Annotated in this window: 16 protein-coding genes; 15 read left to right on the top strand and 1 reads right to left on the bottom strand. The window is 39.1% G+C overall.

The window, feature by feature from the left end; genetic code table 11:
- Nucleotides 1-2: 2 nt before the first annotated feature.
- From L0B53_RS17365 to L0B53_RS17305, 13 genes are all read left to right on the top strand, one after another.
- Complete coding sequence (locus L0B53_RS17365) at nt 3-743, top strand: heme ABC transporter permease (RefSeq protein ID WP_235060842.1); 741 nt, start codon at nt 3-5, stop codon at nt 741-743.
- Between the two features lie 3 nt (nt 744-746).
- Nucleotides 747-953, top strand: a complete 207-nt coding sequence (gene ccmD / locus L0B53_RS17360; protein ID WP_235060841.1) for a heme exporter protein CcmD — start codon at nt 747-749, stop codon at nt 951-953.
- Entirely contained in the window at nt 950-1432 is a 483-nt protein-coding gene (gene ccmE, locus L0B53_RS17355; RefSeq protein ID WP_235060840.1) for a cytochrome c maturation protein CcmE, read from the top strand. Before ccmD ends, ccmE begins: the two co-directional genes overlap by 4 nt.
- Nucleotides 1432-3384, top strand: a complete 1953-nt coding sequence (locus L0B53_RS17350; protein WP_235060839.1) for a heme lyase CcmF/NrfE family subunit — start codon at nt 1432-1434, stop codon at nt 3382-3384. Before ccmE ends, L0B53_RS17350 begins: the two co-directional genes overlap by 1 nt.
- Nucleotides 3385-3939: a DsbE family thiol:disulfide interchange protein gene (locus tag L0B53_RS17345; protein WP_235060838.1), complete on the top strand. Its 555-nt coding sequence runs from the start codon at nt 3385-3387 to the stop codon at nt 3937-3939.
- Nucleotides 3936-4463, top strand: coding sequence for a cytochrome c-type biogenesis protein (locus L0B53_RS17340; RefSeq protein ID WP_235060837.1), 528 nt, complete (start codon nt 3936-3938; stop codon nt 4461-4463). Before L0B53_RS17345 ends, L0B53_RS17340 begins: the two co-directional genes overlap by 4 nt.
- Nucleotides 4463-5674, top strand: a complete 1212-nt coding sequence (gene ccmI / locus L0B53_RS17335) for a c-type cytochrome biogenesis protein CcmI (RefSeq protein WP_235060836.1) — start codon at nt 4463-4465, stop codon at nt 5672-5674. Before L0B53_RS17340 ends, ccmI begins: the two co-directional genes overlap by 1 nt.
- A gap of 380 nt (nt 5675-6054) precedes the next feature.
- Nucleotides 6055-6774: a VacJ family lipoprotein gene (locus tag L0B53_RS17330; RefSeq protein ID WP_235062288.1), complete on the top strand. Its 720-nt coding sequence runs from the start codon at nt 6055-6057 to the stop codon at nt 6772-6774.
- Between the two features lie 311 nt (nt 6775-7085).
- Nucleotides 7086-9008 carry a TonB-dependent receptor domain-containing protein gene (locus tag L0B53_RS17325; RefSeq protein ID WP_235060835.1) on the top strand — a complete coding sequence of 641 codons (1923 nt, stop codon included), beginning with the start codon at nt 7086-7088 and terminating at the stop codon, nt 9006-9008.
- Between the two features lie 135 nt (nt 9009-9143).
- Entirely contained in the window at nt 9144-10193 is a 1050-nt protein-coding gene (locus tag L0B53_RS17320) for an iron ABC transporter permease (protein ID WP_235060834.1), read from the top strand.
- Nucleotides 10194-10220: 27 nt separating this feature from the next.
- Nucleotides 10221-11018, top strand: a complete 798-nt coding sequence (locus L0B53_RS17315) for a heme ABC transporter ATP-binding protein (RefSeq protein ID WP_235060833.1) — start codon at nt 10221-10223, stop codon at nt 11016-11018.
- A gap of 6 nt (nt 11019-11024) precedes the next feature.
- Nucleotides 11025-11912, top strand: a complete 888-nt coding sequence (locus L0B53_RS17310; protein WP_235060832.1) for a helical backbone metal receptor — start codon at nt 11025-11027, stop codon at nt 11910-11912.
- Nucleotides 11913-11938: 26 nt separating this feature from the next.
- Entirely contained in the window at nt 11939-12469 is a 531-nt protein-coding gene (locus L0B53_RS17305; protein WP_235060831.1) for a cobalamin adenosyltransferase, read from the top strand.
- 115 nt (nt 12470-12584) lie between these two features.
- Here L0B53_RS17305 and L0B53_RS17300 read toward each other — a convergent pair whose 3' ends face one another.
- Nucleotides 12585-13016, bottom strand: a complete 432-nt coding sequence (locus L0B53_RS17300) for a GNAT family N-acetyltransferase (protein ID WP_235060830.1) — start codon at nt 13014-13016, stop codon at nt 12585-12587.
- A gap of 327 nt (nt 13017-13343) precedes the next feature.
- Between L0B53_RS17300 and L0B53_RS17295 the strand changes: the two genes are divergently transcribed.
- Nucleotides 13344-14384, top strand: a complete 1041-nt coding sequence (locus L0B53_RS17295; RefSeq protein ID WP_235060829.1) for a PQQ-dependent sugar dehydrogenase — start codon at nt 13344-13346, stop codon at nt 14382-14384.
- An 88-nt stretch (nt 14385-14472) separates the two neighbouring features.
- Nucleotides 14473-16833 carry a glucose/quinate/shikimate family membrane-bound PQQ-dependent dehydrogenase gene (locus L0B53_RS17290; protein WP_235060828.1) on the top strand — a complete coding sequence of 787 codons (2361 nt, stop codon included), beginning with the start codon at nt 14473-14475 and terminating at the stop codon, nt 16831-16833.
- Nucleotides 16834-16982: the final 149 nt, after the last annotated feature.

Raw genomic sequence — 16982 nt, 5'->3', positions numbered from 1 at the left:
TAATGTGGAAGTGGCTTCACCCTTATGCACAAGCAGAAAAGACCTATAACCTTTGCGGTAAATTGATACCGTGGTTTGCCGTCTTAGCTATTGTGTCACTATTTACAGGGACGATCTGGGGATTAGCTTTTGCGCCTTCAGACTATCAACAAGGCGATAGCTTTAGACTGATTTATATTCATGTACCATCGGCGATTTGGTCTATGGGTGTTTATATGTCGATGGCAATTGCTGCATTTATTGGCTTGGTCTGGCAGCTAAAACTCTCAAGTATGGCTGCGATAGCGATGGCGCCAATTGGTGCTGTTTATACTTTTATTGCGCTATTAACGGGTGCGATATGGGGCAAGCCTATGTGGGGAGCTTGGTGGGTTTGGGATGCTCGTTTAACCTCTGAACTTATTCTACTTTTCCTCTATTTTGGTGTGATTGCACTTTATAATGCATTTGATAACCATAAAACGGCAACTAAAGCAGCAAGCATTTTAGCATTAGTTGGCGTCATTAATTTACCGATTATTCACTTCTCAGTTGAGTGGTGGAATACATTACACCAAGGTGCAACCATAACTAAATTTGATCAGCCTTCAATTAGTGGGGATATGTTATGGCCACTATTACTGAATATTTTAGCTTTTGCTATGTTCTTTGGTTGGGTAATGTTAGTGAACTTTAGAAATGAAATTTTAGTTCGAGAAGGACATCGTCCTTGGGTTAAAACATTAGTTAAGAAGAAGGGATAACACATGCATTTTACTTCATTTTCTGATTTTTTAGCCATGGGTGGTTATGCCAGTTATGTTTGGAGTGGTTTTGGAATCACTTTCTTTGCTATGGCCGTTATTTTAACTACAACGTTGAGAAAGCATAGCAAACTGACAAAAGAGATAAGTAAAAGAATAGCTCGAGAACAGCGAGTTAAGGATGCTGAAAAAATGGAGAATACTTTATGAATCCTAGACGCAAAAAACGCTTAACGATTATCTTAGCATTAGTTTTTGGTGTCGGCTCTACTATTGGTTTATTGCTCTATGCTTTAAATCAGAATATTGATCTTTTTTATACACCCACTGAATTAGTGTATGGCAAGCCTGATGGGACAAAACCTACCGTAGGCCAACGCTTAAGAATTGGTGGGATGGTTGTTGAGGGTTCTGTTAAACGTGACTCTAACTCATTAAATGTTAGCTTTAATCTTGCTGATATTGGTCCTGAAGTGACGGTGACTTATGACGGTATTCTTCCTGATCTATTCAGAGAGGGACAAGGCATTGTTGCGCAAGGTGTTTTAGTTGATCCAACGACAATTAAAGCCAGTGAAGTACTCGCGAAACATGATGAGAATTACATGCCACCTGAAATTGCTGAAGCAATGGAGAAGACGCATGAGCCAATGGGCTATACAAAAGAACAGTTACAGGAGAGTAATTAATGATAGCTGAAATCGGCCATTTTGCGCTGATAATCTCCCTTGCTTTCGCCATTTTATTGAGTATTTATCCTCTCTATGGTGCGGCAACCGGAAACATGACCATGATGCGTTCCGCGAGACCTCTCTCGTGGGGCATGTTTGGTATGTTATTTCTTTCATTCTGTATTTTGGCTTGGTCATTTTACAGTAATGATTTTAGTTTAAACTATGTTGCAGCAAACTCGAATAGTGCCCTTCCTTGGTATTATCGAATTACTGCAGTATGGGGAGCTCATGAAGGTTCACTCTTGCTATGGGTGTTAATCCAAGCTGGTTGGACGGTCGCGGTAGCTATCTTTAGTCGTGGCATGCCTCAAGAGTCTGTCGCTCGAGTTTTAGCTGTGATGGGAATGATTTCAGTTGGCTTCTTGCTGTTCATTATCCTAACATCTAATCCATTCTTAAGAACCTTACCCATGTTCCCAATTGATGGACGTGACTTAAACCCATTATTACAAGATCCAGGTTTAATCATTCATCCTCCAATGTTGTATATGGGTTATGTGGGCTTCTCGGTTGCTTTTTCTTTTGCGATTGCTTCTTTGATGACTGGACGTTTAGATACGGCATGGGCACGTTGGTCTCGTCCTTGGACGCAAGCTGCGTGGTTATTCCTAACGATTGGTATCGCACTAGGTTCATGGTGGGCTTATTATGAGCTTGGCTGGGGCGGTTGGTGGTTCTGGGATCCAGTAGAAAATGCATCATTTATGCCTTGGTTAGCAGGTACTGCGTTAATGCACTCATTAGCAGTAACTGAAAAACGTGGTACGTTCAAAGCATGGACTGTATTACTTGCAATCAGCGCATTCTCATTAAGTTTATTAGGTACATTCCTTGTTCGTTCAGGTGTTTTAGTCTCGGTTCACGCCTTTGCTTCTGATCCTGCTCGAGGCATGTTTATCCTTGGCTTCTTATTGGTTGTTATTGGTGGTTCTTTACTTCTTTATGCCTTACAGAGTGCAAAAGTACGTTCACACGGAAGCTATAACCTGTTTTCTCGTGAAAACTTCTTATTAGCGAATAACTTAATCCTTGTTGCAGCACTTTTAGTGGTACTTATTGGTACTTTGCTTCCTTTAGTTCACAAACAGTTAGGTTTAGGATCGGTTTCTATTGGTAAGCCATTCTTTAATACGTTATTTACTTGGTTAATGATCCCATTTGTTATCTTTATGGGAATGGGACCGTTAGTTCGTTGGAAGCGTGATAAGTTTAGTAATCTAGTCAAACCGTTAGCTATCACTGCTGTTATTACTGCAATTAGCTCAATTGGGTTGATTGCACTTTATGGTGGTATCTTCAAGCCATTAGCGGTTGTTGGTCTTGCAATGGCAATTTGGGTAACGATCCTTCAAGGGTATGAGATTTACCTACGTGCAACGCATCGTCACTCATTTGGTAAAGGTCTAACAAAACTAGGACGTAGTCACTGGGCGATGATCTTTGGTCATATCGGTCTAGCGATGACGATCGTTGGTATTACGATGACTGAAAACTATGGTGTTGAGCATGATGTTCGTTTAGCGCCGGGTGAGTCATACATGGTTCAGGATTATCGTTTCAATTTCACTGGTGTGATGGAACATGATGGCCCTAACTATGACGGCTATATTGCTCAATTTAATATTTATGACGGTCAAGATATTTCTGCAACGCTAAATGCTGAAAAGCGTTTCTATAACGTTCAACGTTCTATGATGACAGAAGCAGCGATTGATTGGGGGGTAACTCGTGATCTTTATGTTGCGATGGGTGAGCAATTAGAGGGTGGAGCTTGGGCTGTTCGTCTTTATTACAAACCTTATATTCGTTGGATCTGGTGGGGTGCGCTTGTAATGTCTATTGGTGCAGGCCTTGCGATGAGTGATAAACGTTACCGCTTCAGAAAAAATAAGAAAGGGGAGAAGTAGATGAATAAAAAGTTTCTTTTTATACCGTTAATCCTTTTTTTACTGTTAGTGGTGATGTTCAGCATCCAGCTAACAAGAAATGCAGGTGGCGATGATCCAACAAAACTAGAGTCTGTTTTAGTGGGTAAGCAAGTGCCTGAATTCCATCTGGAAGATCTGGCACAACCCGGTAAAATTTATTCACAAGATATCTTTAAAGGACAACCTTTATTACTTAATGTTTGGGCGACATGGTGTCCAACTTGCCGAGCAGAGCACAGTTACTTAAATAAACTCTCTGCTCAAGGTATTAAAGTGATAGGTCTTAACTATAAAGATGATCGAAGTAAAGCCGTTCGCTGGTTGCAAGAATTAGGTAATCCTTATCAAGTTACGCTATTCGATGGTGATGGGATGTTAGGACTAGATCTTGGCGTTTATGGCGCACCAGAAACGTTCTTTATCGATGCCAATGGGGTTATTCGTTATCGCCATGTGGGTGATGTAAATCCAGAAAACTGGAACTCTACCTTAAAACCTATTTTTGATAAGCTACAGAAGGAGGCAACCCAGTGAAACTAGTTAAAGTACTCACCGCGGCCTTCTTGGTTACACTGTTATCAGCAACGGCAAATCTTGCAGTTGCTTATACTGATGTTTATGAGTTTAAGACACCAGAACAAGAACAACTTTTTCAAGAGTTAAGTAATGAGCTACGTTGTCCTAAATGTCAAAATAACAGTATTGCTGATTCCAATGCAGGCTTAGCGGAAGATCTTCGTAAAAAGACTTATGAGATGGTTTCTGAAGGCAAGTCAAAAAATCAAATCTTAGATTATATGATTGGTCGCTATGGTAACTTTATTACCTATGATACAGCCGTGACTCCGGGTACGCTTATTTTATGGGCTGCTCCATTTGGCTTTATTCTTATTGGCTTTACAGTGTTAGTGATTCGTTCAAGAAAAAATAGAGCGGAAAGCGTAAAAACTGAGCTTGATAACGATGAAGAAGTGCGTTTAGCCGCGATTCTTGATGCTGAACAGTCAAATGTGTCAGAAAATAAAAATGACTCAGATAAAACAAAGGATAGTAAATAATGGGTGTATTCTGGTTTATTACCGCTATTTTGATCCTCATTTCATTGGCGCTTTTCATTATACCTCTTTGGCGTGAAAGTAAATACGATGATGCAGGTAGTCGAGATGAACTTAATAAAGCACTTTATCGTGATCGTTTAGCTGAACTTGCTGAAGAAGAAGAAGAAGGGTTAGTGGCTGATCAGAACTCGATGGAAAGCGAGCTGAAAAAGTCTTTAATTGATGATGTACCACAAGTGGAAAATCACAGTACATCAAAAATTAATCGACTAATTTTACTGCCGGGGATCATTGTTATTCTTGCTAGCTCCTATGGATTATATGCAAAGTTTGGTAGCTATAATGAAGTTGAGCAATGGCAAAGTGTAGCAAAACGTCTGCCTGAGCTTTCACAACGCTTAATGAATGATTCAACGGCACCGATGAGTGATCAAGAGCTAGCGGATCTTACGCTTGCACTGCGTACTCGTTTACAGAGTGAGCCCAATGATACTCAAGGTTGGTTATTATTAGGCCGCTTAGGTATGGCTGCTCGTGATATGCAAACTGCATCTGGTGCAATGAATAAAGCCTATAAGCTTGATCCTAATAATCCAGATATTCAATTAGGTTATGGTCAAACTCTGATTTTCTCTGGCGATGAAGGAATGATGAATCAAGGCCGTCAAATGTTAATGGGTGTGCTTCAACAAGATAAAACTAACTTGCGTGCACTTTCGTTATTGGCATTTGATGCATTTGAACGTCAAGACTATAAGAGTGCGGTTATCTATTGGAAAACCATGCAAGCTCTAATTGGTCCTGATGATTCACGCTCTGAGATGCTAAATCGAAGCATCCAACGTGCAGAATCTCAGTTAAATGGTGGTGAAGGAGCTGAAAACGCAATTCCAGTCACTATTACCTTAGGCAATAACGTTAAACTGCCTAAACAAGGTGTTATTATTGTTTCAGTTCATACTGCTGATGGTTCGCCAATGCCGATTGCAGCGAAGCGTCTTTCTCTACATAAAATGCCGCTAACCATTAATTTAAGCGACAATGACAGTATGATTGCTGAGAATAAGTTATCGTCATTATCTGAATTGATTGTTCGTGTTCGTATCGATCAAGACGGTAATGTTATGACTAAAGAGGGTGACTGGTACGGTGAAAGCCCAGTAGTTCCATTTGGTCATCCCGTACAGGTAGAAATCAATCAACAATATTAGTTTCTAGCAATATACTGAGACATTATCAGTTAAATTTGATGCCTCAGTAATGAAACAAAATTTATTGCTTATACTTAAAAGCTAGCTTTCGATATCAGTCGGGCTAGCTTTTTTTTATAAATCAATGTGATAATCATTTTCTTTTTTATCAAGATTAGTAATGTTAATTTTATGTAAAATATTTTTTTACTTCTATAATGATATTAGTTTATATACCTAAAGTAATTGGCGTTGCTAGTAGGCGGCAAGCGAGTGAGGCTTCATAAGTATAGGTATTCTATATGATTAGAACGAGTGTAGCCCACAACCTAGCAGCTTCGAGTAAGAAGGGTATCAGTTTAAAGAATAAGTTTGATTGGATAGGGTGATGAATTTTGAAGATGTATCTGGTGTTTCTTATTATATTACTGACAGGCTGTGCCAATAAATCGGCAGAGTCAGATGTGTATGATCCTATTGAACCAGTTAACCGAGCAATATGGGATGTAAATTACGGTTATATTGATCCTTACCTCTATCGTCCTGCTTCGGTAGCCTATACCGAGTATGTCCCTTCTCCAGCAAGAACCGGAATGAGCAACTTCCTCTCTAATTTAGAAGAACCTACCAGTGTTGTTAGCCGATTAATTATGCTGCAACCGGATCAAGCCATTACCCACTTTAGCCGCTTTTTTATCAATACCACCCTGGGCCTTGGTGGATTGTTAGATATCGCGACACTTCTTGATATTCGTATTGAACAACGAGATTTTAGTGATGCAATGGGTTATTACGGTGTCGGTAATGGTGCTTATGTCATGTTACCTCTTTATGGGCCACTCTCTGTTCGTGAGGGAGTAGGTGATACAATTAATGGTTTTATTTCTCCTATGACATTTTGGCAAAGTGTCGCTAAATGGGGATTTGAAGGGCTAGACAGTCGAGCTAAATTAATTCCACAAGAACCAATGATTGAGAGTTCAACGGATAGTTATATATTTATACGTGATAGCTATATTCAAAATCAAAATTATAAAGCCAGCGATGGTGAGTTAGATATTAGCGATGATGTTGAAGATGAGATGTCATTAGAAGATTATTTTGATGAGATAGATAACTGATATACCTTTTATACTTGAAGTCGCTAGGTTGTTGGCTATACTCGCTCCAATCATAGAGTACACCGATACTCATGGGGGTCTCACTTGCCGTCTACTAGCAACGCCAATTATTTTAGGTATAATTGATTGTTTTTTATCACCTATTATTAAATATTTTAAATGTATGGAATAGACGCTTCTTCGTTTTTAATGGTATGATATACAGACAAGTTAATAACTAAATGCAGTGAAATTCTGCGACTGACGCGCAACGGTATAGTCCGACTGGTTATTAATCACATTCATATAATTAACGCGGAAAGTCTACCTTCATGACGATTAAAAGCCTAACTAGCGGGATGCTGGTTAAAACTTTGCCTCTAGCTATTCTAACTTCTTTTGCTCCTCTTTCTTTTGCTAATGAACTTGAAACTGAATCAAAGACTGATGAAGTGATTGTCGTTACAGCAAACCGTTTTGAACAAGATCAAAATAGCATTATTGCCCCTACTTCTGTGATTACTCAGCAAGATATTGAATTAACTCAAGCCGACAGTTTAGTTGATGTGCTTCGTATGCAGCCAAGTATCCAAGTTGGACAAAATGGTGGCCGAGGACAATCGACATCAATCTTTATGCGTGGAACGGAGTCAGATCAAGTACTTCTCTTGATCGATGGGGTTAGAGTTCCCCAACAAACAAAAGGCGCTGTTGATTTTAGTCAAATACCATTAGATCAAGTCGAACGAGTCGAGATTATCCGCGGCCCGAATGCAACAACCTATGGGTCAGAAGCGATTGGCGGGGTGATTAATATTATCACTCAAGGACAATTTGGTGATGATCGTAAAAGATTAACTGTCATGGGCGGCAGTAATAAATATGGTAATGGTAATTGGAACTCCTCTACCGATGTCGGTGATAATGGACATCTGAAAATTGCTGGCGGTTATCAACAAGATGAAGGCTATAATACTCATCCCGTTAAAGGCGTGAATGATGACGATAAACATGGCTTTAAAAGTGGAAATGTTATGGCTGATTACCGTCATAATATGTCTGATTCATTTAGCCTGTTTATTACGGGTCGTTATACTGAAAATAAAACTGAATATGATGGTAATACTTTAGTATTGTATAGCCCAGGTGTGCAGAAGCAGACAAACATTAAAAATAGCTCAATAAGTACTGGTTTTGACTGGGATCTTGATAATGTATTGAATAAATTTAGCTTAAATTATTCAAATCAAGATCAAGTGGATTTCTTTGATGACGATGATTATTGTGATCGTCCACTTTATAGTGATAAGTGCTCATCTTCATCACCCGCTTCAAAAAGTTCGGTGGATGAAGTTAATACATCATGGGTCTCCACGATTTACTTAATGTCCTCAATAACCATTAATACTGGCATTGATTATCGCTATGAAAGTATGTCTGAAGATTCAGATTATGGCGCGGGCGAGAATAGAGGTAACACTGGAATATTTAGTACGGTTCAATATTATAAACATAAAGTGACCTTAGAAGGTAGTGTCCGAGCCGATATTAATACAGTTTATGATACTGAATACACTTGGGCAACACGAGGAGCCTATGAATTTATACCTAACTATAAAATTAAAGCTTCAATAGGAACCGCCTTTAAAGCCCCTAGTTTTGCCGATCTTTATTTTGATGGCAGTGGTAATGAGGATTTACAACCAGAAGAATCAATAAATTATGAAATTGGATTTGAAGGTGCATCTGGATTGCTATTTTGGCAAGTAAATGGTTTTATTAATAAAATTGATAACCTCATTGATTATGACCCTAGCACTTGGGTTGCTTATAATATAGGCAAAGCAAAGATTAAAGGGGTGGAAGTGATAGGTAAATTTGATACAGGTGTATTGCAGCACAATGTTTCTTATACTTATTTAGACCCAATGAATGAAACGAATGATACTCAACTACTTAGAAGAGCAAAAAATAGTGCACAATGGTCAATACTAGCTCCGCTGACGGATAATTTTGATTTATCTTTACAGTACTTGTATCAAGGGAAAAGAGATGACGTTAGAGATGTTGCACCCTATGATAGTGTAGAAGACGATGCATACAGCTTGCTGAATCTAGCTGCCACGTATCGTGTGATTGAAGATCTCTCATTGAAACTGCGTTTAGATAATATCTTTGATAGTGATTATGAAACAGCTTATGGATATCCTAATCCGGGCTTTGCAGCATACGGTTCAATCAGCTATAACTTTTAATATTCTAAATTAACGGTTGTTGACTGTTAGATATGGGTAGAGAGTGTAAAGTGTTCGCTTTATTGCTCTCTATTTGTTTTGTATTTATATATGCCGAGCTAGAATGGCATCGCAACCCATGAGAACTCCTGCAATATGCTGAAAAACGCTCGACACTCCCACCAATTTTTTACCTATATCACGACTTTTTTAGTGGTACTGTTGATCGCGGTAACTCTCTTTTCAGCGTTAAATGGCAGAGTGACGGTTTCTGTCAGTGATTATTTTTCTTACTTATTGGGTCATAAAGACGCACTATCTTTGCAGCATCAATTTATTATTCATCAAATTCGTTTGCCGAGAACGTTACTCTGTTTAATCACAGGGGCGATCTTGGCGTTATGTGGTGCAATCATGCAAGGGTTGTTTCGTAATCCATTAGCTGATCCGGGGATTATTGGTGTCTCTTCGGGAGCAACGTTAGGGGCTGCTGTCGCCATTGTATTAATTGCTCAACTGCAAGTGACCTTAACCGAAACCTCGGAACTGCTGGTTAAACCGTTTTTTGCATTTGCTGGTGGCGCAATATCCACACTGGTTGTGTATCGTTTAGGAACCAAAAAACAGAAAACATCGGTGATGGCGATGTTACTTGCTGGTATCGCAATTACAGCGATTACAGGAGCCGGTGTCAGTTTTCTCTCCTATATTTCGGACTCTTCCGCATTGAGAGAGCTCTCTCTTTGGTCTATGGGCTCTTTTTCTGGAGCTCAATGGCAACAAGTCGGATTAGCCTTGACCGTTTTAGTTGTGATTTTTATTGTCGCTCAATACCAGAGTCGTGGATTAAATGCGATGTTGTTGGGCGAGAATGAAGCGGCCCATTTAGGACTTTCAGTGCAATTTATTAAACGATTATTGATTTTGATCACCGCAATTGGAGTGGGAACGACAGTCAGTTTTTGCGGCATTATTGCTTTCATTGGTCTTGTTGTTCCTCATATTGCACGAATGATCGTTGGTGTGGATCATAAAAAGCTGCTTCCCGTTTCAACCTTGTTAGGGGCGATTTTATTGCTCCTAGCTGATTTACTCTCTAGAGTCATTTTAACCAATAGTGAACTTCCTGTTGGTATCGTCACATCATTGATCGGTGCGCCTTTTTTCCTCTATCTTTTAACTCGACAGAGAGAGGCTTTTATTTAAATGGCTTTTTTTAAACGGTCTCAATCAGTGACTAAAAACGTAAGTGATCACTCACCTATCTCTGTTGATAATATCAGCGTTAATTATGACTCACATCGAGTTTTAGATCGTATCTCATTGCGTGTTAAAGCGGGTGAAATCACCACGATTTTAGGAGCGAATGGCGCAGGAAAAAGCACCCTATTAAAAGTGCTGTGCGGGGATATTGAGACCACACCTAATGTTCACTATTTTGGTCTCGATAAAGCGAAGTGGTCAAAGCGAAAGCTGGCCTCTCAACTGGCAATATTGAGTCAACAACAACAGCTTCAATTCCCTTTCTTTGTTTCCGAAGTGATTGGGCTAGGTGCGACACCGTTAAAGTTGGATCAAAATACGCTGACAAAAAGAGTCAAAACAATCGCTGAAAGAGTTGATATTCTCTCTCTACTTGATCTTGAATTTACTCAGTTATCCGGTGGACAGCAACAGCGCGTTCATTTAGCACGAGTGCTTTTACAGCTCAGCGAAGCAAAAGAGCAAGGGATTTTACTTTTAGATGAGCCAACCTCCGCTCTTGATCCCAATTATCAGCACCATATTTTACGTTTAGTGAAAGCCATTGCTAAAGAACAAAATTATACCGTTGTCACCGTATTGCACGATATCAATTTAGCATCGCAATACTCTGACCGTTTAATTATGTTAGCTGATGGCTCTATTCTTGCCGATGGCAAACCAGACGTTGTCATCACCGAACAGAATATTATCGATATGTATGGCTTTGCTGCGATTATCGATACTCATCCGACCCTTGGTCACACTATTATTCACCCCAAAGGATAAATTTACGTGAAGATCTTTTATCGTAATGGCGTTAATATTATTTTATTGCTTTTTTTGAGTATGAGTCACCTTGCTTTTGCATCAATCTCTTCGATAGATCCAACACCAATGATGGGGCGAGATGGAAAAGTATTACGTATTATTACCTTAACCCCACATACAGCAAGTTTAGTTGAATCCGCAGGGCTAAGTGTCAATCTTGTCGGCGTTAGTGAGTCCACACAATTAGATACCAAGAGAGATATTCCTATTGTAGCTGGCTATAACTCACTGAATATCGAGCAGATCATTATGTTAGAACCGACCTTGATTGTGGCACTTAAAGGCATGGTCGGTGTTGGCGATCTTAAAATATTCAAATCGATGGGAATTGATATCTATTATAGCGATCCAGTCACATTGGAACTGGTCGCCAATAATGTTCTAGATTTAGCGCAATATGGTGAAGATCCATCGATTGGAATTGAAAATGTGAATGTGTTTAAACAGCAATTAGCCGCGATTCAGAAAAAATATCAAACCGATAAGAAAGTGAGTTATTTCTATCAACTGAGTGGTCGTCCAATGATCTCATTAGCAAAAAATGCTTGGCCAATGGATGTCTTTACCGTTTGTGGTGGGGAGAACATTATTCAGGGTGCCCCTGCTCAATACCCCATGGTTGATATTGAACAGATCATTAAATCTAACCCTGATACGATTTTTATCTCGAACTCTATTTCAGTGGATTCGAATGATTGGCAGCAGTGGCGTGATGTATTAACAGCAAGTCAAGAACAGCATATTTGGAAATTAAAATCGACATGGCTCAATATTCCATCTTTGCATTCATTAGAAGCAGTTGAAGAGGTTTGTCGTTACTTTTATCAATTAAGACAACCGATTACAGGTTGAAAATAAACGACTTAGAGTGACTAATTATGACAATAAAATATTCCGGTGTAATCGATGAGTTAAGTTACCCTTTTATTTTTGAAGATAGCTCATTATGTGATTTTGAGATTCTAACCGATGAGCTTTGTACCGTAACGGGGTTAGCATTAACCCAAATAGAAGATAACGAAATTCGTTCCTCCCTTGACGCGTTACAACCTAAGATTTTTCATCTAAATGGATCTATTCGAGGAAAAGTAGGCATTACTGAACAAGATATAACGGCTTTAATTGCGGAGTATCACTATTTTAAAGATAAAGTTGAAGATAGCGGTAAACGGTTTGTATTACCACGAGGTCGTGGTGCGGTGGTTCAACTTCATTATTGCCGAAGTTTAAGTAAAAAAGTGGTTCGAGCGTTAGTTAAGGTTGATGCGGAAGGAAAAAACGTCCCTGAAACCTTACCACGTTTTGCTAATGTTCTAGTAAATTACTATTTTGCTTTAACACGGCTGCTTAATCAATATGAGGGTATTGAAGAGCCAGAGTATGTTTCAATTAACTATCCAAAGCCTTAACAAATAGATAGTCAATAAAAGTAGAAGTGAATTGATAGCCAATTCATGTCTACTTTTATTCAAATATTCTTAATCAATATCTAGCATTTAATCATTAGTATTGAGTTATTAGCATCTAATGATTAGTCGCTAACAATTTTTCCATCGATTGGTGTTCAATATTAGCCTCAACATATTGATCACCAAATGGTGTGAAGCCTAACTTCTGATAGAAGCCAACCGCATGGATTTGAGAGCCTAAATAGACTCTTGGGTAGGCTAAATTAGTCGCTTCATTAATTAGTGCATTCACAATTTTCGCTCCCAGCTTTAAACCTCGGTACTCTGCTAACACCGCAATACGTCCTATATGTCCATCTTCAAGCATACGACCGGTCGCGACTACTTGATTCTCTTGCATGACAATAGCGTGAACAGCTTGGCTATCTAAACCATCAAAGTCTATCTCTGCATCTACGTTTTGCTCTGCAGTAAACACAGTGTGACGAACTAAATGGATCCCTGCTTCAGTTTCTGGTGTGAATTGAACGCACTTAACTTGACTCATACCTATCCTTTTTATTTTTAATTTTTCTCTTTATTCATTTATACAGGGTAATTGGTGAAGAGAAAACCTGAAATATTAAATAAAAATTAATCAATATTAAGTTGAATATTTTAATGTTTGCGAAATCAATGGTCATTTCTTGATATCTATTTATATTTGATTTTCAAGGGTTTGGTTGAAATGTGTTCAATAATGCCTAAGTTAATAATTTGATCTAGATCAATTTTGGAAAGCATCTTTACATTTTTGCGACTATTTTTAACATCAGTTATATGAGTAAATAATAACCCGTTCCATGACGGATAACATTTAACGAGAGTGAGTATTATGAATTTAAAGAGAGCGATATTACCTTTATCAATGACATTGTGTGTATCGACAGGTGCGATGGCAATGAACGTTGAAACAGTGACTGAGGGATTAGATACCCCTTGGGGAATGACATTTGTTGATAATCACACCCTTGTTGTTACTGAGCGAAATGGTGATATCAATGCTGTCGATCTTAATACTCACAAACAGAAGACGTTACTGTCTGTCCCTCAGGTTTTTCATCAGGGCCATGGCGGTTTATTAGATGTGGCACAATCACCATTTGACAAAAACACCCTTTATTTCACTTATAGCAAAAATGTCGATGGTCAAGGTGCAACAACATTAGCCGCAGCAACGTATAAAGACGGTAAAATTTCTAACTTCCATGATCTATTAGTGACTGACTCTAGAACAACCACCAGTGTTGGATTTGGTAGCCGTATTACTTTTGACGATAACTCTGTTTATTTCAGTGTCGGTGATCGTGGTGTTGCGGAACATGCTCAAAATACTTTAACTCATGCGGGTTCAATTTTACGTTTAATGCCTGATGGCTCAATTCCAAATGATAATCCATTTGTAAATGACGATGCTGTACGTGATGAGATTTGGAGTTATGGACACCGCAATATTCAAGGTTTAGCTTATGATGCAAAAACAGAATCATTATGGTCTGTTGAACATGGAGAGCATAAAGGTGATGAGTTAAACCTGATTAAAAAAGGGAGTAACTTTGGTTGGCCTTTAGTTTCTGGTCAACAGCATCAAGATGGATTAGAACAGCCTGTTAAAGTGTTTAATGAGGTTATTGCCCCAAGTAGTTTAGTGATTTATTACGGTGAAAACTACTCAGAATTAAACGGTAAGTTACTGGTGAGTTCTTTAGTTCAGCAAGATGTGTTAACGATTAAAGTCGATGACCATCAGAAAGTGACTTCACAACAAGAGATATTAAATACGCTAAAAGAGCGAGTTCGTGATATCGAAGTTTCTCAATCGGGTGAAATTTATTTAAGTACTGACAATGGAAATATTTATCACTTGTCAAAATAGTAAAGGATGTTATTGCAGGGAGCGTTTAAAAATAATTTAATTTAATTTAATTAAAAGGTTATGACTACCTTTTGGTGGGAAACTATTTATGAATAAATCAACGTCAATATTAACGAAGCTAACAATAGCTTTTTCAATTATCGCTGGTCTTTATCTTGCTGGTGGTGGTATTTGGTTATTAACAATCGGTGGCAGTCCATTTTACTTGCTTGTAGGAGCAGTCTTTCTTTTTATCGCTATCCGAATTGCAAAAGCCCCATCAAAAGCACTACTTGTCTATGCCATTGCGATGTTTGTTACTATCGCTTGGTCTGTTTGGGAGTCGGGTTTTGACTTTTGGGCATTAGCACCGCGCTTAGATATTTTATGTTTCTTTGGCATTTGGTTGTTATTGATTAGAAAGAAACTATCTGCTTCAAGTCAATCTCAAAAACTTGCTTTAGCCTCTGTTGTTACGACGTTTGTTGTGATGGGGGTTGCGATTTTCAATGATCCTCAAGAAATTCAAGGTGAGCATGATTGGGCGAAGAGTGACGTTAAGCCAATGGCAACGGATGTACCAGATGCTGATTGGCCAGCTTATGGTCGTACACAAGCGGGTCAGCGTTTCTCACCATTAACTCAAATTAATGCCGATAATGCAGGAACGTTGAAGCAAGCTTGGGTATTCCAGACTGGTGATCTAAAGCGCAGTAACGATCCGGGTGAAATCACTAATGAAGTGACACCGATTAAGATTAAAGATACGTTATATCTTTGTAGCTCACACCAAAAGTTATTTGCTCTTGATGCTAAAACAGGTAAAGAAAAGTGGGTATTTGATCCTAAGATCCAAAGCAACCCATCATTTCAACACTTAACTTGTCGTGGTGTTTCTTACCATGAAGGTTCAGCAGATGTAGCACCAGAAGTCGCATTTAAAGAGTGCCCTAATCGTATTCTTTTACCGGTTAACGATGGCCGTTTAATTGCCTTAAATGCAGAAACTGGTGAGTTATGTTCTCACTTTGGTAAAGATGGAACATTAGATCTTCAACAAAAAATGCCAATTAAAGTTGCAGGCATGTATGAATCAACGTCACCACCAGTGATCAGTAAAACAACGATTGTTATGGCGGGTGCGATTGAAGATAACTATTCAACAAGAGAGCCATCTGGTGCCATTCGTGGTTTCGATGTTTACACCGGTAAATTAAATTGGGTCTTTGATCCGGGCGCTGAAAACCCTAATCATATCCCTACAGCCGGTGAGCATTACTCTTTCAACTCGCCAAACGCTTGGGCTCCATTAGCTTATGATAAAGATTTAGATATTGCTTACATTCCACTAGGTGTACCAACACCGGATATCTGGGGTGGTAACCGTACACCAAATCAAGAGCGTTATGCGAATAGCTTATTAGCACTAAATGCGACAACAGGTAAGTTAGTTTGGTCTTATCAGACAGTACACCATGACTTATGGGATATGGATGTACCGGCACAACCAACATTAGCAAACATTAAAGATAAAGAAGGTAAGACACAAAAAGCGATTTACGTACCAGCAAAAACAGGTAACATTTTTGTCTTAAATCGTGAAACAGGTAAACTGATTGTCGGCGCACCAGAAAAGCCAGTACCACAAGGCCCAGCTAAAGGCGACCGATTAAGCCCAACACAGCCGTTCTCAGATCTGTCATTCAGACCTAAAAACCCATTAACGGGTGCGGATATGTGGGGAGCGACAATGTTTGACCAACTGATGTGTCGTATCCAGTTCCATAACCTACGTTATGAAGGTATTTTTACTCCACCGTCAGAGCAAGGAACTTTAGTCTTCCCTGGCAACTTGGGAATGTTTGAGTGGGGTGGTATTTCAGTTAACGAACAACAACAAATTGCGATTGCAAACCCAATTGCACTGCCGTTTATTTCTAAGCTAATTCCACGTGGTCCAGGTAACCCAATTGAACCTAAAAATGGTGCACAAGGTTCAGGTACTGAAATGGGTATCCAGCCACAGTATGGTATTCCTTATGGTGTTGAGATTAATCCATTCCTATCGCCAATCGGTCTTCCTTGTAAGCAACCGGGTTGGGGTTATATGACGGCATTAGATCTTAAAACTAATAAGATTATCTGGAAAAAGCGTGTAGGTACAACTAAAGATAGTTCGCCAATTCCAATCGGTTTCCGTGTTGGTATGCCAATGCTAGGTGGACCTATCTCTACTGCGGGTGATGTTGCCTTTATCGCAGCAACAGCAGATAACTATCTTCGTGCATTTAAAGCGAGCAATGGTGATCTACTTTGGGAGCAACGTCTTCCTGCTGGCGGACAAGCAACACCAATGACTTATGAAGTTGATGGTAAACAATACGTGGTAATTTCTGCCGGTGGGCATGGTTCATTTGGAACAACCATGGGCGATTACATTATTGCTTATGCATTACCAGATGCTAAATAATTATTCTTCATATTTGAAGTGATAAAAACTTAAATATATGCCGTTCATATTTACACTCTGTTGAGTGAAGAGTATGAGCGGCTTTTTTGTTTTTTAGTAACTTCAAGTATGAAGGATACAGTTGCTTTTTATGACGTTATATCGCTATC

The organism is Vibrio sp. SS-MA-C1-2 (genome assembly GCF_021513135.1).
Taxonomy (GTDB): Bacteria; Pseudomonadota; Gammaproteobacteria; order Enterobacterales; family Vibrionaceae.
This window is presented reverse-complemented; position numbering and strand designations above follow the sequence as displayed.